The 23,108-nt window shown below is 63.1% G+C and carries 21 protein-coding genes; 12 read left to right on the top strand and 9 right to left on the bottom strand.

Features of this window, described 5'->3' with window-relative positions; genetic code table 11:
• Positions 1 to 1,002: a 4-hydroxyproline epimerase gene (locus MOV80_RS00605; protein ID WP_118266801.1), complete on the bottom strand. Its 1,002-nt coding sequence runs from the start codon at positions 1,000 to 1,002 to the stop codon at positions 1 to 3.
• Between the two features lie 374 nt (positions 1,003 to 1,376).
• Here MOV80_RS00605 and MOV80_RS00600 point away from each other — a divergent pair, with 374 nt between their 5' ends.
• The 4 genes from MOV80_RS00600 to hcnC all read left to right on the top strand — a co-directional run bounded on the left by MOV80_RS00600 (position 1,377) and on the right by hcnC (position 5,556).
• Positions 1,377 to 2,072 (top strand): GntR family transcriptional regulator, encoded by a 696-nt coding sequence (locus MOV80_RS00600; protein ID WP_019100554.1) that lies wholly within the window; start codon positions 1,377 to 1,379, stop codon positions 2,070 to 2,072.
• Between the two features lie 537 nt (positions 2,073 to 2,609).
• Positions 2,610 to 2,888, top strand: coding sequence for a (2Fe-2S)-binding protein (locus tag MOV80_RS00595; protein ID WP_269473801.1), 279 nt, complete (start codon positions 2,610 to 2,612; stop codon positions 2,886 to 2,888).
• Positions 2,885 to 4,282, top strand: a complete 1,398-nt coding sequence (locus MOV80_RS00590) for an FAD/NAD(P)-binding oxidoreductase (protein ID WP_191186398.1) — start codon at positions 2,885 to 2,887, stop codon at positions 4,280 to 4,282. Before MOV80_RS00595 ends, MOV80_RS00590 begins: the two co-directional genes overlap by 4 nt.
• Before the next feature lie 2 nt (positions 4,283 to 4,284).
• Entirely contained in the window at positions 4,285 to 5,556 is a 1,272-nt protein-coding gene (gene hcnC / locus MOV80_RS00585) for a cyanide-forming glycine dehydrogenase subunit HcnC (protein WP_019100552.1), read from the top strand.
• Positions 5,557 to 5,802: 246 nt separating this feature from the next.
• On the opposite strand, the gene recR is transcribed toward hcnC, so the two are convergent.
• The 6 genes from recR to hrcA form a co-directional block, all read right to left on the bottom strand.
• Positions 5,803 to 6,405, bottom strand: a complete 603-nt coding sequence (recR, locus tag MOV80_RS00580) for a recombination mediator RecR (protein ID WP_043591737.1) — start codon at positions 6,403 to 6,405, stop codon at positions 5,803 to 5,805.
• 5 nt (positions 6,406 to 6,410) lie between these two features.
• A complete protein-coding gene (locus MOV80_RS00575) occupies positions 6,411 to 6,866 on the bottom strand; it encodes a hypothetical protein (RefSeq protein ID WP_161523394.1) in 456 nt (151 codons plus the stop codon).
• Between the two features lie 70 nt (positions 6,867 to 6,936).
• Positions 6,937 to 7,275, bottom strand: coding sequence for a YbaB/EbfC family nucleoid-associated protein (locus MOV80_RS00570; protein WP_019100549.1), 339 nt, complete (start codon positions 7,273 to 7,275; stop codon positions 6,937 to 6,939).
• Positions 7,276 to 7,282: 7 nt separating this feature from the next.
• Positions 7,283 to 9,157, bottom strand: coding sequence for a DNA polymerase III subunit gamma/tau (gene dnaX / locus MOV80_RS00565; RefSeq protein WP_249604755.1), 1,875 nt, complete (start codon positions 9,155 to 9,157; stop codon positions 7,283 to 7,285).
• Between the two features lie 73 nt (positions 9,158 to 9,230).
• Positions 9,231 to 10,241 carry a lytic murein transglycosylase B gene (gene mltB, locus MOV80_RS00560; RefSeq protein ID WP_019100547.1) on the bottom strand — a complete coding sequence of 337 codons (1,011 nt, stop codon included), beginning with the start codon at positions 10,239 to 10,241 and terminating at the stop codon, positions 9,231 to 9,233.
• Between the two features lie 271 nt (positions 10,242 to 10,512).
• Positions 10,513 to 11,535, bottom strand: a complete 1,023-nt coding sequence (gene hrcA, locus MOV80_RS00555; RefSeq protein WP_191186396.1) for a heat-inducible transcriptional repressor HrcA — start codon at positions 11,533 to 11,535, stop codon at positions 10,513 to 10,515.
• Positions 11,536 to 11,841: 306 nt separating this feature from the next.
• Here hrcA and recA point away from each other — a divergent pair, with 306 nt between their 5' ends.
• From recA to MOV80_RS00530, 5 genes are all read left to right on the top strand, one after another.
• Positions 11,842 to 12,894, top strand: a complete 1,053-nt coding sequence (recA, locus tag MOV80_RS00550; protein WP_043591738.1) for a recombinase RecA — start codon at positions 11,842 to 11,844, stop codon at positions 12,892 to 12,894.
• Between the two features lie 8 nt (positions 12,895 to 12,902).
• Complete coding sequence (gene recX / locus MOV80_RS00545) at positions 12,903 to 13,358, top strand: recombination regulator RecX (protein WP_118266797.1); 456 nt, start codon at positions 12,903 to 12,905, stop codon at positions 13,356 to 13,358.
• A 2-nt stretch (positions 13,359 to 13,360) separates the two neighbouring features.
• Entirely contained in the window at positions 13,361 to 13,819 is a 459-nt protein-coding gene (locus tag MOV80_RS00540; protein ID WP_043591741.1) for an SRPBCC domain-containing protein, read from the top strand.
• 76 nt (positions 13,820 to 13,895) lie between these two features.
• The gene (gene alaS / locus MOV80_RS00535; protein WP_019100542.1) at positions 13,896 to 16,529 is read left to right on the top strand and encodes an alanine--tRNA ligase; all 2,634 of its coding nucleotides are present in this window, start codon (positions 13,896 to 13,898) and stop codon (positions 16,527 to 16,529) included.
• Between the two features lie 116 nt (positions 16,530 to 16,645).
• On the top strand, positions 16,646 to 17,131 hold the full coding sequence (locus MOV80_RS00530) for a GNAT family N-acetyltransferase (RefSeq protein ID WP_019100541.1): 486 nt from the start codon (positions 16,646 to 16,648) through the stop codon (positions 17,129 to 17,131).
• Between the two features lie 195 nt (positions 17,132 to 17,326).
• Here the strand turns inward: MOV80_RS00530 and MOV80_RS00525 are convergent, their stop codons facing one another.
• Positions 17,327 to 18,097: a sulfite exporter TauE/SafE family protein gene (locus MOV80_RS00525; protein ID WP_039753886.1), complete on the bottom strand. Its 771-nt coding sequence runs from the start codon at positions 18,095 to 18,097 to the stop codon at positions 17,327 to 17,329.
• A 562-nt stretch (positions 18,098 to 18,659) separates the two neighbouring features.
• The gene (locus MOV80_RS00520) at positions 18,660 to 18,953 is read right to left on the bottom strand and encodes a hypothetical protein (protein WP_157222189.1); all 294 of its coding nucleotides are present in this window, start codon (positions 18,951 to 18,953) and stop codon (positions 18,660 to 18,662) included.
• A 90-nt stretch (positions 18,954 to 19,043) separates the two neighbouring features.
• Between MOV80_RS00520 and kdpF the strand changes: the two genes are divergently transcribed.
• The 3 genes from kdpF to kdpB all read left to right on the top strand — a co-directional run bounded on the left by kdpF (position 19,044) and on the right by kdpB (position 23,093).
• On the top strand, positions 19,044 to 19,133 hold the full coding sequence (gene kdpF, locus MOV80_RS00515) for a K(+)-transporting ATPase subunit F (RefSeq protein WP_019103745.1): 90 nt from the start codon (positions 19,044 to 19,046) through the stop codon (positions 19,131 to 19,133).
• Between the two features lie 2 nt (positions 19,134 to 19,135).
• Complete coding sequence (kdpA, locus tag MOV80_RS00510; protein WP_043591747.1) at positions 19,136 to 20,959, top strand: potassium-transporting ATPase subunit KdpA; 1,824 nt, start codon at positions 19,136 to 19,138, stop codon at positions 20,957 to 20,959.
• A gap of 88 nt (positions 20,960 to 21,047) precedes the next feature.
• Positions 21,048 to 23,093, top strand: a complete 2,046-nt coding sequence (gene kdpB, locus MOV80_RS00505) for a potassium-transporting ATPase subunit KdpB (protein ID WP_039756279.1) — start codon at positions 21,048 to 21,050, stop codon at positions 23,091 to 23,093.
• The last annotated feature ends 15 nt before the right edge of the window (positions 23,094 to 23,108 follow it).

Raw genomic sequence — 23,108 nt, 5'->3', positions numbered from 1 at the left:
TCAGGCCACCTCGAAGCCGTGGACATAGGGGTCGGCGTCGTCCAGCAGGATGCGGTTGTAGCCGGTAAAGCGCGCCCAGCCCTGCACCGAGGGCACGATGGCCGGGTAATCGCCCACCCGGGTCTCCGCCAGCACGCGGCCGACGAACTGACTGCCGATCAGGCTCTCGTGGACGAAGTCCTCGCCCACGGCCAGCAGGCCGCGCGCATGGCGTTGCGCCAGCCGCGCCGAGGTGCCGGTGCCGCATGGCGAGCGGTCCAGTGCCGACTCGCCGTACAACACCGCGTTGGCGCCGCTGGAACCGGCGTTCTTGGCCGCGCCGGTCCACTGGCAATGGCGGACGCCGCGGATGTTCGGGTCCAGCGGATGGACGATGTCGTAATGCCGGTTCAGGTATTCGCGCAGCTCGCGCCCCATCGCCACCAGTTGCGCCGGCGAGTAATCCGCCATGTCGCGATAGCCCGGCTGCGTCTCGACGATGGGATAGAAATTGCCGCCGTAGGCGATGTCCACCCGCAAGCGCCCCAGCGCCGACACCTCAGCCTCCACGTCCCGCAGATAGAGAAAGGACGGCACATTGGTCAGCGTCACCGCGGCGACCTTGTCGCCCTCCATCCGGTACTGCGCCGCCACCTTGCCCGCCGGCGTGTCCAGGTTCAGCACACCGGGCGTTGCCGGCGTCACCAGGCCGTGCTCCAGCGCCATGGTGACCACGCCTATGGTGCCGTGGCCGCACATCGGCAGGCAGCCGCTGGTCTCGATGTAAAGCACCGCGATATCGCAGTCCTCCCGCGTCGACGGATACAGGAAGGCGCCGGACATCTGCGCGTGGCCGCGCGGCTCGAACATCAGGCCGGTGCGTATCCAGTCATAGCGGCGGATGAAGTCCAAGCGCCGCTCCGCCTGCGTCTCTCCTTCCAGCTGCGGACCGCCGTTCACCACCAGCCTCACGGGGTTGCCGCAGGTATGGCCATCGAGACATTCGAATTCACGCACCGCCATGTTCTTGCTCCTCGCTTGTGATGGGGCCACTCTAACCCCTTCATTTTTTGAATACAATTTTGCAGACATAAAATGGAAAGGCGATAGTGATGGGAAAGCGCTTCTTTACATCAAAATCAAATTTTTATCCAATAAAATCATATTATTACTGTTTGTTGTTTTTTAATCACCTTGCATTGCAACATATTTCACACCATATCAACTCGTGAAAAAAACGAAAAAATCATCAATAATTGAATACAAAATCACAGCCCAATCCGTAAACAGCACCCGCAAAGATCAAAGCCGGCCGCAATCAAGTCTCCGTTGCCTTGACCATTGCCGACCCACCCCGCGCCTGTGATAATTTGAGAACTCCAACTGTCGACACCGCCATGCCTCGAACCACAGCGCCGCGCCAAACCCTCACCGCCACCACTACCGACACGCTGCGCCAGCGCATCTTGCTGGGAGAATGGCCGGCCGGCACTCAACTGCGCCAGGAAGCGCTGTCCAAGGAATTGGGCGTCAGCCGGGTTCCCTTGCGCGAGGCGCTGCGGCAACTGGAGGCGGAAGGTTTGGTGGCGATTACCGAGCGACGCGGCGCGGTGATCGCCCAACTGTCGCTGCCGGAAGTAATGGAGTTGCTGCGGGTGAGAGTGCTGCTGGAATGCGATATGTTGCTGGAGGCCGTGCCGCGGCAAACCCAGGCGGATCTGGACGCGGCCGGCGCGCTGCTGACGCAGTTCGAAGAGGCGCTGCGCCGACGGGATGTCGGCGCCTGGGGCATCCTGAATTCACGCTTCCACCTGGCGCTGTATCAGGCGGCCAACCGGCCGCAAACCCTGGCGCTGATAGAGCAGCTTCACAATCGCACCGACCGCTACACGCGTATGCAGATTCTGCTGACCAATTTCAGCGACCGCGCCCACCGCGAACACAGCGAAATGCTCGAATTGTGCCGCCGCAAGGATGCAATCAGCGCTGCAGCCTTCTTGCGGCAGCACATTCTGAACGCGGAAGAGGCTCTGGAAGCCTGGCATCAGGAGCGCCAGAGCGAAACCGGCCGAGGCGCGCGCAAACCAGCCTGAACCCCGCCCCAAAAACTCGGCAAACGATTGGTTTCAAACAAAAAAGTCCTGAAACACACTATATCCAATGGTTAAAATAATGATGTTGACATCATTTTTTAAGCCATTTGATTATAATCAACTAATGTACAGTTTTGAAAATGCTATGTGCATTAAAATAACAGAAAAATACATTATCCCAACGGTTTAACAGCACACAAAATCAATATAACCACATGTTTTTTAAATAAAAATAAATAGACAACCATCTTGCCGCACTCATTACCTCCGCCAATCTGTACACACCTGATTACATCAATCTGTACATTGCCTGTATCCATACAATGCGATAACAATGCTGCGACAATTAAAAAGCGATTCATCATAGTTAGACTTCGGCAGCCGCCTCATAGTCTGATTGTCTGACCAAAATCAGACGCGACAAAATCGCTCGCAGCCGGAAAAGACTGTCCACTCTCCGGCACCTCTTTCGTGTCAGCAGAACCAGAACGAGCTATTTCGATGCCAAATTTAGACAGAAAATATGACATTCAGAAATTGAATGAAGATCAAATCGCCATCAACATCAATGGCAACACCGTCGTCGCCGCGCAGGGCGAGACCGTACTCAGCGTGCTCAACGCCGTTGGCTTGCGCCGCGTCAGCCGCAACGACAGCCAGCAAACCATGGGTTCCTACTGCGGCATGGGGGTATGCCACTGCTGCCTGGTGCGCATCGACGGCCGCTACAAACGCCGCGCATGCCAAACGGTGGTGCAAGCCGGCATGACCGTGGAAACCGCGGCCAACCGCATCGAACTGGAGGGCCTGCAATGAGCATGCGCCCCATCATCGTCGGCGGCGGCCCTGCCGGCATGGCCGCCGCCATCGAGCTGGTCAATCATGGCCAGCCCTGCACGCTGATAGACGAAGCCTCGCGCCTTGGCGGCGTGGTTTATCGCGGCCCCTTGCGTCAAGGCGTGACCCTGGACTACCTGGGGGAACGCTACCGCGACGCCATGCAGGCTCTGCACGCGGAGTTCTCCAAGGTCAGCCACGCGGTAGAAGTCAAACTGAACACCCGCATTGTCGGCGGCGAAGCCGGCCAGTGGCTATACGCGCTGAATGAACAGGAAAAAGTCGAAAAGATCGACTTTGAACAATTGCTGCTGTCCGCCGGCTGCCACGAACGCAGTGTGCCTTTCCCCGGCTGGACCCTGCCCGGCGTGATCATGCTGGGCGGCCTGCAATTACAGATCAAGAGCGGCGTGGTCAAACCGCTGGGCCGCACCACCATCGTAGGCACCGGTCCCTTGCTGCCGCTGGTGGCCTGTCAATTGCACCGCGCCGGCGCCGACGTTCAGGGCGTCTACGAAGCCAGCTCCTTTGGCCGCATCGCCAAGGAAACCCTGGCCATGCTGAACAAGCCGCAACTGTTCCTGGACGGCCTGAGCATGCTGGCTTACCTGAAACGCCACGGCGTGCCGCTGCACTATGGCTGGGGCGTGGTGGAGGCAAGCGGCCAGCAAGAGGTACAGGAAGTCACTGTCGCGCCGTACGACGACAACTGGACGCCGGACCTGAACCGCGCGGTCAGCCTGGCCACGGAAACCCTGGCGGTGGGCTACGGCTTCATTCCGCGTACCCAACTGACGCAGCAAATGGGTCTGCGCCACGCTTACGACGCAGACGGCTTCCTCAAGCCGGAAATCAACGGCTGGCAACAGAGCAGCGAAGCCCACATCCATCTGGCCGGCGACATCGGCGGCCTGCGCGGCGGCGAAGCCGCCATGCTGAGCGGCCGCATCGCCGCCCAGTCCATTCTCAAACAAAGCGGCGCGATCAGCGCCGAACTGGCCGAGAAAAACCGTCAGCGCTATCTGACGGAGTTGAAGGCGGTGCTGCGCTTCCGCGTGGGCATCGACAGCTTTACTCAGCGCGGCAGCGGACAGCTGACGCTGCCGCGGGAAGACACGGTGATCTGCCGCTGCGAGAACGCCCTACGCAGCGATATCGACTCCGCGCTTGAACAAGGCGTGCAGGACTTGATCAGCCTGAAGATGCGCACCCGCGTCAGCATGGGCGACTGCCAGGGCAAGATGTGCGTCGGCTATTGCAGCGACCGCCTGCGCGAGCACACCGGCAAGGCGGACGTGGGCTGGATCCGGCCGCGCTTCCCGCTGGACCCCTTGCCGTTCTCCGCCTTCCAAACCGAAACCGAAGAGGCCTGACCATGAGCAGACAATACGACATCGTGATTGCCGGCGGCGGCGTGATCGGCGCCTCTTGCGCCTACCAGCTGTCCAAACGCAAAGACCTGAAAATCGCGCTGATCGACGCCAAGCGCCCCGGCAACGCTTCGCGCGCCTCCGCTGGCGGCCTGTGGGCGATCGGCGAATCGGTAGGCCTGGGCTGCGGCGTGATTTTCTTCCGCATGACCTCGGCCAAAAACAAGCGCGAGGCGGCCGGCGCCGCCATCGCCGTGGACGCCAGCACGCCGCACATCCTGCCGGAATCCTTCTTCAATTTCGCGCTGGCCTCCAACGCGCTGTATCCGGCCCTGCATCAGGAATTGATCGAAAACCACGGCATGGATTTCAAGTTCGAGGAGACCGGGCTGAAGTTCGTGATCTACGACGAGGAAGACCAACTCTACGCCGAACACATCGCCGCGCAGATCCCCCACCTGTCCGACCAAGTGCGCTGGGTAGACCAGGCTCAGTTGCGTGAAAACGAGCCCTACATCAGCCACGAAGCCACCGGCGCGCTGGAGTTCCTGTGCGACCACCAGGTCAGCCCCTTCCGCTTGACCGACGCCTACACCGAGGCGGCGCGCCAGAACGGCGTAGACGTGTTCTTCAACACCAATGTCACCGGCGTGCTCAAGCAAGGCTCGCGCGTCACCGGCGTTCGGACACTGGAAGCCGGCGAATTCCACTGCCACACCCTGATCAACGCGGCCGGCTCCTGGGCCGCCGAGCTGAGCCAGTGGGCAACCGGCGTCGACATTCCGGTCAAACCGGTCAAGGGCCAGATCGTGCTGTCGGAAAAAATGCCCAAGCTGCTGCGCGGCTGCATCACGACCAGCGATTGCTATATCGCGCAGAAGGACAACGGCGAGATCCTGATCGGCAGCACCACCGAGGACAAGGGCTTCGACGTCACCAACACCTATCCGGAAATCGCCGGCCTGGTCAAAGGCGCTATCCGCTGCCTGCCTGAGATGCAAAACATCAACATCAAGCGCTGCTGGGCCGGCCTGCGCCCCGGCTCTCCAGACGAACTGCCCATCTTGGGTCCGATGCAGGGCGTGGACGGCTACCTGAACGCCTGCGGCCATTTCCGCACCGGCATTCTGACTTCCGCCATTACAGGCGTGATGCTGGACGCGCTGGTGCGCGGCGAAACACCGCCGCTGGACGTAACGCCCTTCCTGGCCGACCGTTTCAACGCCCCGGCCGCCAAGCCGACGCTACAGGAAGCCGTCGAACTGGCGCTCTCCTAAAACGCGAAGGCCTGCGCGCGCGCAGGCCTCCCCGCTGACTCAGATGTTCCTCTGTTACAGGCCGGCTAATCCGGCCTGCTTTTTTTCCCCTCCGGACCAGCCCTTCAAAGCCGCTCAAAGCCTCGTCTGCAGGAGCTAAACATAACGAAAACCGCTGAGAAGACGGAGTGTACACACGGTATATGAGCATTTCGAAAGTGTTTTCAACGCCGTATCGCCGACGCGTAGCAGATCGTGAGCAGGTTCTTACTGGCCAATGCCGCGGCGCTCATATACCGCCTGCGCCAAAGTGCCCAGATCGACGTATTCCAGTTCGCCGCCCACCGGCATGCCGCGCGCGATGCGCGTCACCTTCAGGCCACGCTCCTTCAGCAGCTCGGCGATCATATGCGCGGTAACCTCGCCCTCCGCGGTGAAATTGGTGGCGATGATCACCTCCTGCACCGCGCTGTCCGCCGCCCTCACCAGCAGCTTGTCCAGATTGATGTCTCGCGGGCCGACATTGTCCAGCGGCGAGATGCGGCCCATCAGCACGAAATACAAGCCGTCGAAACACTTGGCCTGTTCCAGCGTCAACAGATCCGCCGGCATCTCCACCACGCACAGCAAATCCTGACGGCGCTCCTCGTCGGCGCAGATCGGACACAGAGGCGTTTCGCTGAAAGTATTGCAACGCTCGCAGTGGGTCAGCTGAGTCAAGGCCCGGTCCAGCGCACGCGCCAGCTTGTCCGCGCCCTTCTTGTCGCGTTGCAGCAGATGGAAGGCCATGCGCTGCGCAGTTTTGGGGCCGACGCCCGGCAACACTTTCAGAGCGGAGATCAGGTGATCTAGAGCGGGAGGGTTCTTCATCGCTTTCACAATCGGTAAAAACGGCGGCGCAAACGCGCATGCCGCCAGGCAAAGACCAGACGGAAAATGCCGTAATGCAGTGTCAAAAGCCAGGGGGCGCGCGGCGCAAAGCCGACGCGGTCCACTACTTCGCAGCCATCGGGCAAGGCGCGCACCCGCCGCCGGTGCAGCCAGCGCCGCTGGGTCAGCATGGTCGAACGCTCGTCGAAGGCGCCCGGTTCCAGCCGCGTCAGCCCCAAGTCATCGTATTCCACCGGCAGCAGGCCAAACAGCAGAATCCAGCAACGTCCGATTTGCGCCGGAGGCGTCAGCCCGGCAGGCAGGGCCTTGCCCGGCAAGCGCATGTGGAGCCAGGGCCACAATTCGTCGTTGACGCCGGCGGCGCGGGTGGCGTGCGCCCACACTCTGTCGGCATTCACGCTCAGCCGGCTGCGCACGGTGAAATGGGCGAATCGGCGCATGGCTACCCCGGAATCAACGCAAAAATGGCCCGGCGCGCGCCGAGCCATCCGGATGCCGAAATCGTCGCGATCAGAACGGCAGCTTCATGCCGGCCGGCAGGTTCAGACCCGCGGAAAAACCGGACATCTTTTCCTGGGTGGTGGCTTCCACCTTGCGCACCGCGTCGTTGAACGCGGCGGCGATCAGGTCTTCCAGCATTTCCTTGTCTTCCTTGGCGTCGTCCAGCAGGCTGTCGTCCAGGCTGACGCGCTTGACGTCGTGAGAGCAGGTCATCACCACCTTGACCATGCCGGCGCCGGACTGGCCCTCCACTTCCACCTTGGCCAGTTCTTCCTGCGCCTTTTTCATATTGTCCTGCATTTGCTGGGCCTGCTTCATCAGGCCGGCGATGCCACCTTTGCCAAACATAATCGTTTCACTCCTTCACGGGTTGAATGGTTTCGATGAGCAGCGTCGCGTCGAATTCGCGCACCATTTGCTGCACCACCGGATCGTTTTTCATATTCTCGCGCGCGATGTTCAACTGCTCCTGCCGATGGCGAGCGTCTTTCATCGCCGGCGTTTCCAGGCCCAGCTCCTCCACCGTCACGGCCAATTCCACCGGCCGGCCGAAGCGTTCGCTCAGCGCTAATTTGAGCTTGTCCTGATAATCGCGGCTGGTCATGTGGCGGAAGCTCTCCGGCACCGCCAGCGCCAGGCGATCCTGGCTCCAGTCCTTCAATACCGCATTATGGGCCAGCATGCGCGCCGCGCCCAGCTTGGCGCCCAATTCGGTCACCAAGGCCTGCCAGTCGCCGTCAAACTGATAATCGACCGCTTCCTCCGGCTCTTGCTGCAGATAGGACGGCATCTCCTCGTCCGCCGCGGCGCCCTGGTCCCAAGGCACATCGTCGGGGCTAACGTCGCCGTCGCTACCGTCGTCCTCGTCATCCGCGGCTTCCGGCTTGGCCGGCGGCGCGGCCTGCGGAGCCGGCCTGGCTTCCGGCGCGGCAGGCTCGGGTTCGGGTTCCGCCGCCGGGGCGCTTTCCTGTGCCGGGGGCGGCGCGGACTGACGCGGAGCCGGCGAACTCAGGCCGGCGGCCTGCAAAGCGCGCGCGGCCGGCGAAATCCCCCCAGGCGCGGCCGGGGCCGACTGCGCTGGCGGCTGTTGCGGCCGCGTAGACGCGACGGGGGCAGGCCGCGACGGCGCGGACTCCAGCTGCGTGTTGGCCGGGTGGAAGGCAAGCATGCGCAACAGGGTCATATTGAAACCGGCGTGCTCGTCCGGCGCCAGCGCCAAGTCTTTGCGACCATGAATGGCGATCTGGTAATACAACTGCACGTCCTGCGGCGAGATGGCGTCCGCCAGCGCCTGCAACGCGTCGCGTTCCGGCTCGTCCTGGGCGATCGCCTGCGGCACGGTCTGCATCAGCGCCAACTGCTGCAGCAAGACCGCCAATTCGCTCAACGCGCCTTCAAAGCTGACGCCGCGCTCGGCCAGGCTGTCGGCTTGCGCCATCAGCTGCGGGCCGTCGCCAGCGGCCAACGCCTGCAGCAAGGCAAACAGGTAACGGCGGTCCACCGCGCCCAGCATCGCGCGCACGCCGTCTTCCTTCACGTCGCCCAGACCGTAGGCGATGGCTTGGTCCAGCAGCGACTGCGCGTCGCGCATGGAGCCGGCGGCCGCGCGGCCCAGCAAGGCAAGCGCCGGCGCTTCGTAGGCGATGCCTTCCACATCCAACATATGGGCCAGATGGCCGGCCACTTGCTGCGGCGTCATATTGCGCAGCGAGAACTGCAGACAGCGGCTCAACACCGTCACCGGCACCTTCTGCGGATCGGTGGTGGCCAGGATGAATTTGACGTGGGCCGGCGGCTCCTCCAGCGTCTTCAGCATCGCATTGAAGGCGCTCTTGGACAGCATGTGCACTTCGTCGATGATGTAGACCTTGAAGCGGCCGGAAGTCGGCGCGTACTGAGCGTTTTCCAGCACTTCGCGGATATTGTCGATGCCGGTGTTGGACGCGGCGTCGATCTCCAGCAAATCGACAAAGCGGCCGGTGTCGATCTGACGACAGGCCGAGCACTCGCCGCAAGGCTCCGCGGTGGTGCCGGTTTCGCAATTGAGGCTCTTGGCCAGAATCCGGGCGATGGTGGTCTTGCCCACCCCGCGCGTCCCCGTCAGCAGATAAGCGTGATGCAGACGCTGTTCTTTGAGGGCGTTGGTCAAGGCGCGCACCACGTGCTCCTGGCCGACCAGATCGGCAAAGCGCTTGGGACGCCACTTACGGGCAAGGACTTGATAGCTCATGGGGGCGGATTTTAATGGCAATTGCCGCGCGTGGCGACAGGTTTCGCGCCGCCGCGGCGCGCGGCGCGCGGGGTCACGGCTGGGCGGCGGCCTGGCCCGCCAGGTAGCGCTGGCGCAGCTGATCCGCGATTTCCTGCACCGCCTTGGCGTACAGCGTGCTGCGGTTGTAGCGAGTGATCACGAAGAAGTTGTTGAGGCCCAGCCAATATTCGGTAACGCCGGGCGCCGTTTCCAGCGGCACCAGCACCGCCGGCACGTCGTCGGCCACCGGCGACTGCGGCGTCACGCCCATTTTCTTCAGCTCGCCCACGGTGTAATGCAGATTGAACTTGTCGGCGATCAGCTGATCGATCTGTGGCCCCGGCTGGACGCTGGCCGGCAGGATTACGTCGTCGCCGTGGCGCCAGCCGTGGCGCTGGAAGTAATTGGCCACGCTGCCGATCACGTCGTCCGGATCGCTCCAGATGTCGCGGTGACCGCTGCCGTCGAAATCCACAGCCCATTTTCGGAAGCTGGACGGCATGAACTGCGGCCAGCCCATCGCCCCGGCGTAAGAGCCCTTCAGCGTCAGCGGGTCCTTGCCCTCCTCCTTGGCCAGCAGCAGGAATTCGGTCAACTCCTTGCGGAAGAAGTCCGCGCGGCGCGGATAATCGAAGCCTATGGTGGACAAGGCGTCCACCAGGCGGAAGGATCCGGTGTTGCGGCCGTAATGGGACTCCACGCCCAGGATGGCGACGATAAGCTCGGGCGCCACGCCGTATTGCTGCTCGGCCCGCGTCAGCGCGGCCGCGTTGGCGCGCCAGAACGCCACGCCGTCTGCGATGGTCTTTTCTCCCACCGTGGAATTGCGGAACTGATACCAGGGCCGCGAAGTGGACGGCTTATCCAGTATCTTGATGATGTTGGGCTTGAGTTCGACGTTGGCGAACACAGCCTCCAGCTCCGGGCGGTTGAACTGGCCGCCTGCCACCTGCTCGTCGATGTAGCGCTGAACGTCCGGACGCGCCAGGAAAGCCGCGTCGGCCTGTGCCAACTGGAAGGAGAACAGAGCCGCCAACGGGGCCAGTTTAAGCAGAGATTTCATGGGCTGGTTTCTGAATATGCGTTTTTGACTTAGCCGCGCTCCTTTAAGAAAAGCGCGGCGCGAAAACTAAAAGCCGCAGGCCTTGCGGCGGCGGCCAAAACCGCCGAACGGCCGGCTCCTAGCGTTAGAGCCTTTTTACGATCTCGCGAGCAAGAGCGAGACAAGGCGAAAACAACCGAAAAAGCGGGATGTACTCGTGGTACATGAGCATTTTGAGGGTGTTTTCAACGCTGTACGTACCTCCGAAACGCAGCAGATCGTAAACAGGTTCTTAGGCCCGGAACGACAAGGCGCTGGACACCAGCCGCGCGGTGATGTCGACGATGGGTATCACCCGCTCGTAAGCCATCCGGGTGGGCCCCACCACGCCCAGCGCGCCGACCACCTGGCCGTTGATCCGGTAAGGCGCGGTCACCACCGAGCATTCGTCCAGCGTCACCACTCCGGACTCCTCGCCGATGAAAATGTTCACGCCCTGCGCTTCCCGCCCCTGGTTCAGCAGCTTCAGCAATTCGGTCTTGCGTTCGAACACGCTGAACAACTGACGCAGCCGCGACAAGTCCTCGGACAGATCGCTCACCTCCAGCAGCCGGCTGCCGCCGGCCACCACCACCGCCGCGCTGCTGGCCGCCATCGAGCTCTGCCCCAGGCGGATCGCCGCCGACATCAGTTCGGCGATGTCGCCTTGCAACTGGCGCAACTCGTCCGCCACCCGGCTGGCGATGCGATCCAGCCCCTGGCCGGCGTAATGCTGGTTGATGAAATTGCCGGCCTCTATCAATTCCGACGGCGTGTAATCGCGTTCGGTGGTCAGCAGATGGTTCTGCACGTCCCCATCCAGCGTCACCAGAATCATCAGCACCCGTCGCTCGGACAGGCGCAGGAATTCGATCTGGCGGAAGGCGATGTCGGAACGCTGCGGCGTGACGATCACGCCGGCGAAATGAGTCAGCTCGGACAGCAGCGAGGACGCGGACTGGGCGATGCGCTGCGGGCTGTCCGGCTGCAGGTTCAGCTCCAGCTCGTGCAGCGCCGCCTCTTCCAGCGGCCGGATGGTCAGCAGGCGATCGACGAACATGCGGTAGCCGCGCGCGGTGGGCACCCGACCGGCCGAGGTGTGCGGCGCCGCGATCAGCCCCATCGCCTCCAGTTCCGCCAGCACATTGCGGATGGACGCGGACGACAGCTCGACGCCGGGCAGCATCGACAGGGTCTTGGACCCCACCGGCTGGCCGTCGACGATATAGCGTTCGATCAGGACCTTGAGCAGGTGTTGCGCGCGTTCGTTCATCATGATGGCTTCATTGTACACAGGGTGGACACTTGTAAAAGTGGTCGCAATCACAACTTTTTCAAGCGAGATCGCGCTTTCCCGTCCCGAAGGACGGTATCGCCGGCAAGCGGCCCTGCCGTTGGCCAAGGCTTTATGAGATAATCGACGCCATCTTTTCGGCTATCGGCGCAGCAAACGCAAGCGCGGCGGGCCTTCCCCGCCCGCGCCCCGCAAACCCCTGTCCGGCATCGGGTTTTTCCGCCAACAGGACGCTTGCCGCCGCTGGCCGACCATTCATTTCGTTTAGCGCCCCACACTGGAGACAGCATGGCATCCGAAGACAAGAGCAAAGCGTTGGCCGCGGCCCTTGCCCAGATTGAAAAGCAATTTGGCAAGGGTTCGATCATGCGCATGAGCGACAACCAGATCAACGAAAACCTGCAGGTGGTCTCCACCGGCTCGCTGAGTCTGGACTTGGCGCTTGGCGTCGGCGGCCTGCCGCGCGGCCGCGTCGTGGAAATCTACGGCCCGGAGTCGTCCGGTAAAACCACCCTGTGTCTGCAAGCGGTGGCCGAGATGCAAAAACTGGGCGGCACCTGCGCCTACATCGACGCGGAAAACGCGCTGGACCCGCAATATGCGCAGAAGCTGGGCGTCAAGGTCGACGACCTGCTGATCTCGCAGCCGGACACCGGCGAACAGGCGCTGGAAATCTGCGACATGCTGGTGCGCTCCAGCGGCGTCGATCTGATCGTGATCGACTCGGTGGCCGCGCTGGTGCCGAAGGCGGAAATCGAAGGCGAGATGGGCGACAGCCACGTCGGCCTGCAAGCCCGCCTGATGAGCCAGGCGCTGCGCAAGCTGACCGGCAACATCAAGCGCACCAACACCCTGGTGATCTTCATCAACCAGATCCGCATGAAGATCGGCGTGATGTTCGGCAACCCGGAAACCACCACCGGCGGCAACGCGCTGAAGTTCTACGCCTCCGTGCGCCTGGACATCCGCCGCACCGGCGGCATCAAGAAGGGCGAGGAAGTGATCGGCAACGACACCCGCGTCAAAGTGGTGAAGAACAAAGTATCGCCGCCGTTCCGCCAGGCCGATTTCGAAATCCTGTACGGCGAGGGTATCTCCCGCCAGGGCGAAATCATCGAGCTGGGCGTCAAGCACGGCTTCATCGACAAGTCCGGCGCCTGGTACGCCTACAACGGCCAGAAGATCGGCCAGGGCAAGGACAACACCCGCGAGTGGCTGAAGTCCAACCCGGAAATCGCCGCCGAAGTGGAACGCAAGATCCGCGACGCAGTGGGCATCAAAGTGGAAATCACCGAAGGCCAGCCGGACGAAGAGTTCGCGGACGACGCGCTCGACGCCTGATTTCCCGAATGGAAAAAAGCCTGAGGGCGCGAGCCGTCGACCTCCTGTCCCGCCGCGAATACACGCGGCGGGAGCTGGAGCGGCGGCTCGCTCCGTTTGCGGAAAGCCCGGAACAACTGACCGCGCTGCTGGACGAGCTGGCCGAACGCAGCTGGCAGTCCGATCAACGTTTCGCCCAACAGTTCGCCGACAGCAAGGGGCAACGCTACGGCAGCCGCCGGCTGCAGCAGGAAATGCGCCAGCGCGGCGTGGACGCCGAGCTGATCCGCGACGCGTTGCAAGGCCGCGACGACCTGGCCGCCGCCCAGGCGCAATGGCGGAAGAAGTTCGGCCGCATGCCGGACACGCCGCAGGAGCGCGCGCGCCAGATCCGCTTTCTGGCCGGACGCGGCTTCCCGATGTCGGTGATCGGCAAGGTGCTCAGCGGCGTCGACGACGACGACTTTCCCGCCGACGAGGACTAAGCATGCAAACGCGCAGCATCGCCACCCAGATCGACATAAACGCCGCACCGTCCGCGGTCTGGCGCGTGCTGTGCGACTGGGCCGCCTATCCGGAGTGGAACCCCTTCATCGTCGGCCTGCACGGTCGCCAGCAGACAGGCTCCCGGCTGGTGGTCAGCATCCATCCGCCCGGCCGGCCGCGACTGACCTTCCGCCCGCGGCTGGAGGTCTTGCAAACGGCGGACGAACTGGCGTGGCTGGGGCGAGCGCTGCTGCCCGGCCTGCTGGACGGCCGCCACAGTTTCCGTCTGGAAGCGCTGGAAAACGGCGGCACCCGACTGCATCACGACGAAACTTTCAGCGGCCTCTTGCTGCCCTTGTTCGGTCAGGCCTTGCTGGCCGATGCCCGCAAAGGTTTCGAATTGATGAACCAAGCGCTCAAGCGCCGCGCCGAAACCCTTGCCAGCGCGGGCGCGGCTTGACACAATCAGCTGTCCGCGCCGCTCTGGGCTTGAGCCCCCAAAGCGGCCCAGAATTCGCAATCTTACGAAATCAAACATGAAAACCTCTGAAATTCGCCAGAAATTCCTGGATTTCTTTGCCGGCAAAAACCATCAGGTGGTGCCTTCCAGCAGCCTGATTCCCGGCAACGACCCCACGCTGATGTTCACCGTCGCCGGCATGGTTCAGTTCAAGGACGTGTTCCTGGGCTTTGAAAAGCGCGATTACACCCGCGCCACCACCAGCCAGAAATGCCTGCGCGCCGGCGGCAAGCACAACGACCTGGAAAACGTCGGTTACACCGCGCGTCACCACACCTTCTTTGAAATGCTGGGCAATTTCAGCTTCGGCGACTACTTCAAGCAAGACGCCATCACCTTCGCCTGGGAATTCCTAACCGGCGAACAGTGGCTGAACCTGCCCAAGGACAAGCTGCTGGTCACCGTCTACGCCTCCGACGACGAAGCCTACGACATCTGGCACAAGAGCGTGGGCCTGCCGGCCGACAAGATCATCCGCATCGGCGACAACAAGGGCGCGCCGTACGCCTCCGACAACTTCTGGACCATGGGCGACACCGGCCCCTGCGGCCCCTGCACCGAGATCTTCTACGACCACGGCCCGAGCGTGGCCGGCGGCCCTCCGGGCAGCCCGGACGAAGACGGCGACCGCTTCATGGAAATCTGGAACAACGTGTTCATGCAGTTCAACCGCGACGAGTCCGGTACCCTGCATCCGCTGCCCAAGCCGTCGGTCGACACCGGCATGGGCCTGGAACGCCTGTCCACCGTGCTGCAACACGTCAAGTCCAACTATGAAACCGACGCGCTGGCCTGCCTGGTGCGCGCCGCCGCGCGCGAAACCGGCGTGGCCTACAGCCAGGAGGTGCCGTCGCTGAAAGTGATCGCCGACCATATCCGCGCCTGTTGCTTCATGGTCGCCGACGGCATCCTGCCGTCCAACGAAGGCCGCGGCTACGTGCTGCGCCGCATCGCCCGCCGCGCCATCCGCCACGGCTACAAGCTGGGCCAGAAAGGCCTGTTCTTCCACAAGATCGTCGCCGATCTGGTGGCCGAGATGGGCGACGCCTATCCGGAACTGCGCGAAAAGCAGGCGCATATCGAAGACGCGCTGCGCGCAGAGGAAATCAAGTTCGCCGAAACGCTGGAAATCGGCATGGGGCTGGTCGACTCCGCCCTGGAAGGCGGCAAGACCGAGCTTGACGGCGACACCATCTTCAAGCTGTACGACACCTTCGGCTTCCCGGTGGACCTGACCGCCGACATCTGCCGCGAACGCGACATCCACGCCGACCTGGAAGGCTTCGAGCGCGCGATGGAAGCGCAGCGCGAGCGCGGCCGCGCCGGCTCCAGCTTCAAGATGACCGGCAAGGTCAGCTACAGCGGCGCCGACACCTGCTTCCACGGCTATGATTCCGCCAGCACCGACGCCAAGGTATTGGCGCTGTTCAAGGGCACCGAGGCCGTCGCCGCGCTGGAAGCCGGCGAAGAAGGCATCGTGGTGCTGGACGACACCCCCTTCTACGCCGAAGGCGGCGGCCAGGTTGGCGACGTGGGCGAGATTTCGCTGCAAGGCGGCATCGGCGCGCTGTTCGACGTCAACGACACCCAGAAGATCCAGGCCGCGGTATTCGGCCACAAGGGCAAGCTGGCCCGCGGCCGCTTGGCCGTCGGCGACAGCGTGACCGCCACCATCGACCTGCACGCGCGCGCCGCCAGCGCCCGCAACCACTCCGCCACCCACCTCCTGCACGCGGCGCTGCGCCACGTGCTGGGCGCCCACGTGGCGCAGAAGGGCTCGCTGGTCAACCCGGAACGCACCCGCTTCGACTTTGCCCACGGAGAACCGGTCAGCGCCGAGCAGATCGCCGAGCTGGAACGCGTGGTCAACCGCGTGATCAGCCACAACCTGCCGGTCAAGGCCGAAGTGATGAGCATGGAAGCCGCGCAGAAATCCGGCGCGATGATGCTGTTCGGCGAAAAATACGGCGATGAAGTGCGCGTGCTGACCATGGGCGACTTCTCCGCCGAACTGTGCGGCGGCACCCACGTGCAACGCACCGGCGACATCGGCCTGTTCAAGATCGTCGCGGAAAGCGGCGTCGCCGCCGGCGTGCGCCGCGTCGAGGCCGTCACCGGCGAAGGCGCCATCGCCCACATCCAGGCGCAGGACGCCCTGCTCAAGGAAGCCGCCGGCGCGCTGAAAGCGCAGACGCCGGAGGAAGTGACCGCCAAGATCGGCAGCCTGCAGGACAACGTCAAGACTCTGGAAAAAGAGCTGGCCAAGCTCAAGGGCCAACTGGCCTCCTCCGCCGGCGACAGCCTGGCCGACGGCGCCGCCGACGTCAACGGCGTCAAGGTGCTGGCGGTGGAACTGCCGGGCGCGGACAACACCGCGCTGCGCGAAACTCTGGACAAGCTGAAGGACAAGCTGGGCTCCGCCGCCATCGTGCTGGCCGCCAAGGGCGACGGCAAAGTGGCGCTGGTGGCCGGCGTCACCGCCGACCTGACCGCCAAGCTGAAGGCCGGCGAGCTGGTCAACTTTGTCGCCCAGCAAGTGGGCGGCAAGGGCGGCGGCCGTCCGGACATGGCTCAGGCCGGCGGCACCCAGCCGGAAAACCTGGCGGCGGCCTTGGCCGGCGTGCAAGCTTGGGTGGCCGGCAAACTCTAAGCCGCACACCACGCTACGACAAAAGACCGCGCAAGCGGTCTTTTTTTTTGCCCGCCTTTTGCCAAATGGGCCAAGCCGCGCGCATGCTGTAGCGGGACAACGCAGCGGAAACCGCCATGAACTCGCTCGACACGCTGGAACTGCGCGCGGCGCGCGCCGACGAACTACCCGCCGTACTGACCTTGATCGCCCTCGCCTTCCAACCGCTGGTCGCGCGTTTGCCCAGCCGTCCCACCGCGCTGGACGAGACCGAAGACAGCCTGCGCCAGCGGCTGGACGCAGGGGGACAAGTCTACATCGCCAGCCGGCAGGATACGCCCTTGGCCTGCCTCATCACCGCGCCGCTGAACGCCGTCGCGGTGGAATGCAAACGCGTGTGCACCCACCCGGACTGGCAGGGCCAAGGTCTGGGCAAGCGCCTGATGCTGCACAGCGAAGCCCTCCTGAAACAACAAGGTCTCATCCGCATCCAGTTGGCCACCCGCGCGAGCATGCCGGCCAATCTGCGCTTTTATCAGGCGCTGGGCTATCGCATCGTCGCGGAAGATCCTTACCCGGCAGGCATTGCCGATCTGCGTATCATTCTGGAAAAACAATTGTAGACGGAGGACGCGGCTTTCTTGCTTCAGGTCAAGGGAACCAGGATTACGAAATACTAATATTGAGAGGCTTAATTTTGGCTTCTCCTTTTGTTGTTTGCATTTCAGCCCTGCTCGCCTCTCCGACCAGGGCATTTTTTTGCGCGCCGCCCAGCATAAAGGCGGCCGCAGCCGCCTTTATCATCCATTCCACGCCGTTTAGAACACCAGCTTGGCCCCGATCAACCCCAACATCACCGCCAGGGTCGGCCGCAGCCAGCGTTCCGCCAGCCGCCGCGTCAGCTTGCTACCCAGCCAGATGCCGGGCAGGGAGCCCACCAGCAAATTGGCCAGCAGCATTACATCGACATTGCCCAGCCCGGCATGCCCCAGGCCGGCCACCAGGGTCAGCGGCACCGCGTGAGCGATTTCGGTGCCTACCAGCCGCGAAGTCGACAGGGCCGGATAGAGCAGAAACAAGGCCAGGGTGCCCAGGGCGCCGGCGCCGATGGAACTCAGCGTCACCAAGGCGCCCAGCGCCACGCCGGTGGCGATGGTCAGGCCAATGCGCGGCTCCAACGACAGGCTGGCCGCACCACGGCCGCCCAGCCAGCGCAGCAGCAAGGGCTTGCCCAGGATGGCGGCGGCGGTCAGCAACAGCGCCACGCCCAACACCAACTTGAACAGCGTGTCCAGCATCTTTTCCGGCAGCTGCAGATAGGACAGGCCGGCCAGCACCAGCAAGGCCGCCGGCACGCTGCCGGCGGTCAGCCATGCGGCGATGCGCCAGTCGACATGCCCCTGGCGGTGATGCGCCGCCACGCCGCCCATCTTGGTCAAGGCCGCGTACAGCAGATCGGTGCCGACCGCGGTGGCCGGAGAGATGCCGAACCACAGCAAGATGGGCGTCATCAGCGAGCCGCCGCCCACCCCGGTCAAACCGACGATGAAGCCCACCGCCAGTCCTGCGATCGCATACCCCCACTCCATAACCCCCCCTTGGCCGCGCCATTCGATAGCGGGATGCTACGCCAGTTTCATATAACGATTTATACCGTTTTGAAACAACATTATTCGAAAAGTGATTTGCCTCAAAGACTTGCTTCAACCGCCCTCTGAATCATGCTGCGGTAACATCGCGCCGGTAGCGTGAAAAGGCGGAGACGGCAAGCAAACGCAACTTTTGCTTCTAACCGTAACCAAGCAGGGCTTTACAAATCTTCAAAATAGCGTCAATGTCAAAGGGTCAGGGTTTGCCCTGGCCTCACACAAGTACGTGACCGAGAGGTGCAAGGATGATGACTTCCCGTATTCCTCTGAGTGTTCGCAGAAAGCAGGCTAGAGACCAGCACGAGAGTTTTCTCTATGCGGTTGCAAAGCCTCAGTTGAGTGATGCTGAGAGGTCGCGCCAGCAGAAAGTGCGCCAACGCGCACATGATCGGGACGATGCCCGGTTCCTGGCCGACCGCTGCGACGACCTGTTCTGAACACCCGCCCGGCGGATTTCCGCCTCATGACGGCTAGCGACCCAGCCTGACGCCAGGCCGCAGCCCTACTCGCTTGCAAGCCGCGGCGCTGCATCTCTTCTGCGCCGCAGCTTTACTGTTTTTCCTCTTTTCCCGCTACCACCCCGCCAGGCCACTGGCGGCAGGCCGCGTGCGCTCCCTAGACTTATCCCCGCGTATAAAAAAAATTCGTTTTCCCGCCCAAATCTGGCTTGAAATGAAATAAAGGCCAGTTTTTCAAACATTTTTATACGATTTTTATCGGCTACCATGGGGTTTTGTCGGGTTTTTGACGTGCGCTTGCGTACCTTCTCATTACTGATTCGAATGGAGATTTTCATGATGGATGCCGTCTATCTGGGACTCGTCCTGCTGTTTGGCGCGCTGAGCTACGGCTTTGTCGTCGGCTGCCAACACCTGGGAGAAAAGAAATGAGCGTCTGGTATCTGCTTAGCGCGCTGATCGCGCTGGGCCTGCTTGGCTATCTGATCTACGCACTGCTTAAGCCGGAGAATTTTTAATCATGTTCGCCAATTTCATCGGCTCGGCCGCACCCTTGCAGCTGGGCTTGTTCCTGCTGGTGCTGCTGGCGCTAGCCTGGCCTCTGGGCGCCTATATCGCCCGTGTGATGCAGGGCGACAATGTCGGCCCCCTGCGCCTGTTCGCGCCGCTGGAGCGCGGTTTCTACCGGCTGGCCGGCGTTAAGCAGGACGAAGACATGGGCTGGCGCGGCTACGCGGTGGCCTTGCTACTGTTCAACGTGCTGGGCGCACTGGCGCTGTACCTGTTGCAACGCGTGCAGGGCTGGCTGCCTTTCAACCCGCAGGGCATGGGCGCGGTGGCGCCGGACTCCGCATTCAACACCGCGATTTCCTTCATCACCAACACCAACTGGCAAGGCTATGGCGGCGAGTCCACCATGGGCTATCTGGTGCAGATGCTGGGCCTGACGGTGCAGAACTTCCTGTCCGCCGCCACCGGCGCGGCGGTGGTGCTGGCGCTGGTGCGCGGCTTCGCCCGTCACAGCTCGGCCAAGATCGGCAACTTCTGGGTGGACGTCACCCGCTTCACCCTCTACGTGCTGCTGCCGCTGTCCTTCGTGTTCGCGCTGGTGTTCAGCCAGCAAGGCATGATCCAGAACCTGTCCGCCTATAAAGACGTGCAGATGGTGGAGACCACCCATTACCAGCAGCCCAAAACCGATGCCCAGGGCAATGCGGTCAATGGCGCCGACGGCAAGCCGGTGATGGTGGACGCCAGCACGCAGAAACAGACGCTGCCGATGGGGCCGGTGGCCTCGCAGGAGGCGATCAAGCTGCTGGGCACCAATGGCGGCGGTTTCTTCAACGCCAACTCCGCGCATCCGTTCGAAAACCCCACCCCCCTGACCAACTTCCTGCAAAGCCTGGCCATCTTCCTGATCCCGGCCGCGCTGTGCTTCATGTTCGGCCGCATGGTGGGCGACCAACGCCAGGGCTGGGCCATCATCGCCGCGATGACGGTAATGTTCGCCTGCGCGGTCGCGACAACCACCGGCGCGGAACTAGCCGGCGTGCCGCAGTTGAGTGCCATGGGCGTGGATCAACAGGCCAGCCATGTGCAGGCCGGCGGCAATATGGAAGGCAAGGAAACCCGTTTCGGCGTCATCGACACCTCCTTGTTCATCGCAGTGACCACCTCCGCCTCCTGCGGCGCGGTCAACGCCATGCACGATTCCTTGACCCCCATAGGCGGCCTGGTGCCCACCTTCCTGATGCAATTGGGCGAGGTGGTGTTCGGCGGCGTCGGTTCCGGCCTGTACGGCATGCTGATCTTCGCCATCCTGGCGGTGTTCATCGCCGGCCTGATGGTGGGCCGCACGCCGGAATACCTGGGCAAGAAGATAGAAACCTACGAGATGAAGATGACGGCAATCACCATTCTGGTGACTCCGGTGCTGGTGCTGACGCTGACCGCCGTCGCGGTGCTGGCCGCCTCCGGCAAGGCCGGCATCCTCAACCCCGGCGCCCACGGCTTCAGCGAGGTGTTGTACGCCTTCACATCGGCCGCCAACAACAATGGCAGCGCCTTCGCCGGCCTGTCCGCCAACACGCCTTTCTACAACATCGCCACCGGCGTGGCCATGTTCTTCGGCCGCTTTTTCATGATTGTGCCCATCCTGGCCATCGCCGGATCGCTGGCCGCCAAGAAGCGTCTGGCCGTCACCGGCGGCACCCTGCCCACTCACGGCCCGCTGTTCGTGGTGCTGCTGATAGGCACCGTATTGCTGGTGGGCGCGCTCAACTATGTTCCCGCGCTGGCGCTAGGCCCGGTCGTCGAGCAATTGCAGATGATCAACGGTCGCTGAGCCTGACGGGAGGATGCAGAAAATGAACAATATCAACCATTCCAATATCCAGCCCGCTCAAGCGAGCCATCGGAGCGCGGCCAAGTCCATGCTGGACCCCAGCCTGGTAAAACCGGCCATCGTCGACTCCTTCAAAAAACTATCGCCGCGCACTCAATGGCGCAATCCGGTGATGTTCGTCGTCTACATCGGCAGCATCTTGACCAGCGCGCTGTGGGTTCAGTCGCTGGCCGGCCAGGGCGAGGCGCCGTCCGGCTTCATCCTGGCGGTGGCGCTGTGGCTGTGGTTCACCGTGCTGTTCGCCAACTTCGCCGAAGCGCTGGCCGAGGGCCGCAGCAAGGCCCAGGCGGCCAGCCTGCGCTCCGCCAAGAAAAACGTGGTGGCCAAGAAACTGTCCGGCCCCAGCCACGACGCCGGCAAGACCGTGATAGACGGCAGCAGCCTGCGCAAGGGCGACTATGTGTTGGTGGAAGCCGGCGACGTGATCCCGGTGGACGGCGAGGTGATTGAAGGCGTGGCCTCGGTGGACGAGTCCGCGATCACCGGCGAATCCGCTCCCGTGATCCGCGAGGCCGGCGGAGATTTCTCCTCGGTCACCGGCGGCACCCGCGTGCTGTCCGACTGGATCGTGGTGCGGATTTCCGTCAACCCGGGCGAAACCTTCCTCGACCGCATGATTGCGATGGTGGAAGGCGCCAAGCGCCAGAAAACTCCGAACGAGATCGCGCTGACCATCCTGCTGGTGGCGCTGACCATCGTGTTCCTGGTGGTCACCGTCACCCTGCTGCCCTTCTCGCTGTTCAGCGTGGAAGCGGCCAAAGCCGGCTCGCCGATCACCATCACCACCCTGGTGGCCTTGCTGGTCTGCCTGATCCCCACCACCATCGGCGGCCTCTTGTCCGCCATCGGCGTGGCCGGCATGAGCCGGATGATGGGCGCCAATGTGATCGCCACCTCCGGCCGCGCGGTGGAAGCCGCCGGCGACGTGGACGTGCTGCTGTTGGACAAGACCGGCACCATCACCCTGGGCAACCGCCAGGCCTCCACCTTCATCCCGGCTCCCGGCGTCAGCGAGCAGGCGCTGGCGGACGCCGCGCAACTGGCCTCGCTGGCCGACGAAACTCCGGAAGGCCGCAGCATCGTGGTGCTGGCCAAAAAGCAATTCAATCTGCGTCAGCGCGAACTGGCCAGCCATGAAGCCGTATTCATCCCCTTCACCGCGCAAACGCGTATGAGCGGCATAGACTACGACGGCCGCCAGATCCGCAAGGGCGCCATCGACGCCATCCGCCGCCATATCGCCGATCAGGGCGGCCAGTTTCCGGACGCGCTGGCCAAGAGCGCCGATGACGTGGCGCGTCGCGGCTCCACTCCGCTCTTGGTGGCGGAAGGCAACCGCGCCTTGGGCGTGATTGAGCTGAAGGACATCGTCAAGGGCGGCATCAAGGAGCGCTTCGCCGAGCTGCGCCAGATGGGCATCAAGACAGTGATGATCACCGGCGACAACCCGCTGACCGCCGCCGCCATCGCCGCCGAAGCCGGCGTGGACGACTACCTGGCCGAGGCCACGCCGGAGGCCAAGCTCAAGCTGATCCGCAGCCACCAGGCCGAGGGCAAGCTCGTGGCGATGACCGGCGACGGCACCAACGACGCGCCGGCGCTGGCCCAGGCCGACGTGGCTGTGGCGATGAACACCGGCACCCAGGCGGCCAAGGAAGCCGGCAATATGGTGGACCTGGACTCCAACCCCACCAAGCTGATCGAAATCGTGGAAATCGGCAAGCAGATGCTGATGACGCGCGGCTCGCTGACCACCTTCTCCATCGCCAACGACGTGGCGAAGTACTTCGCCATCATTCCCGCCGCTTTCGCCAGCACTTACCCGCAATTGAACGCGCTGAACGTAATGGGCCTGAACAGCCCGGCCTCGGCCATCATGTCGGCGGTGATCTTCAACGCCGTCATCATCGTGTTCCTGATCCCGCTGGCGCTGAAGGGCGTCAAATACCAAGCCAAGAGCGCGGCGGAGCTGCTGCGCGGCAACCTGCTGATCTATGGCCTGGGCGGGCTGCTGGTGCCCTTCGCCGGCATCAAGCTGATCGACATGCTGCTGGGCGCGCTGGGCCTGGTATGAGCACTGAAAGGAAAA

It is taken from the genome of Chromobacterium sp. IRSSSOUMB001 (assembly GCF_023507765.1).
Taxonomy (GTDB): Bacteria; Pseudomonadota; Gammaproteobacteria; order Burkholderiales; family Chromobacteriaceae; genus Chromobacterium; species Chromobacterium haemolyticum.
Note: the sequence above shows the minus strand (reverse complement) of the source record. Positions and strands in the feature narration are given on the sequence as shown.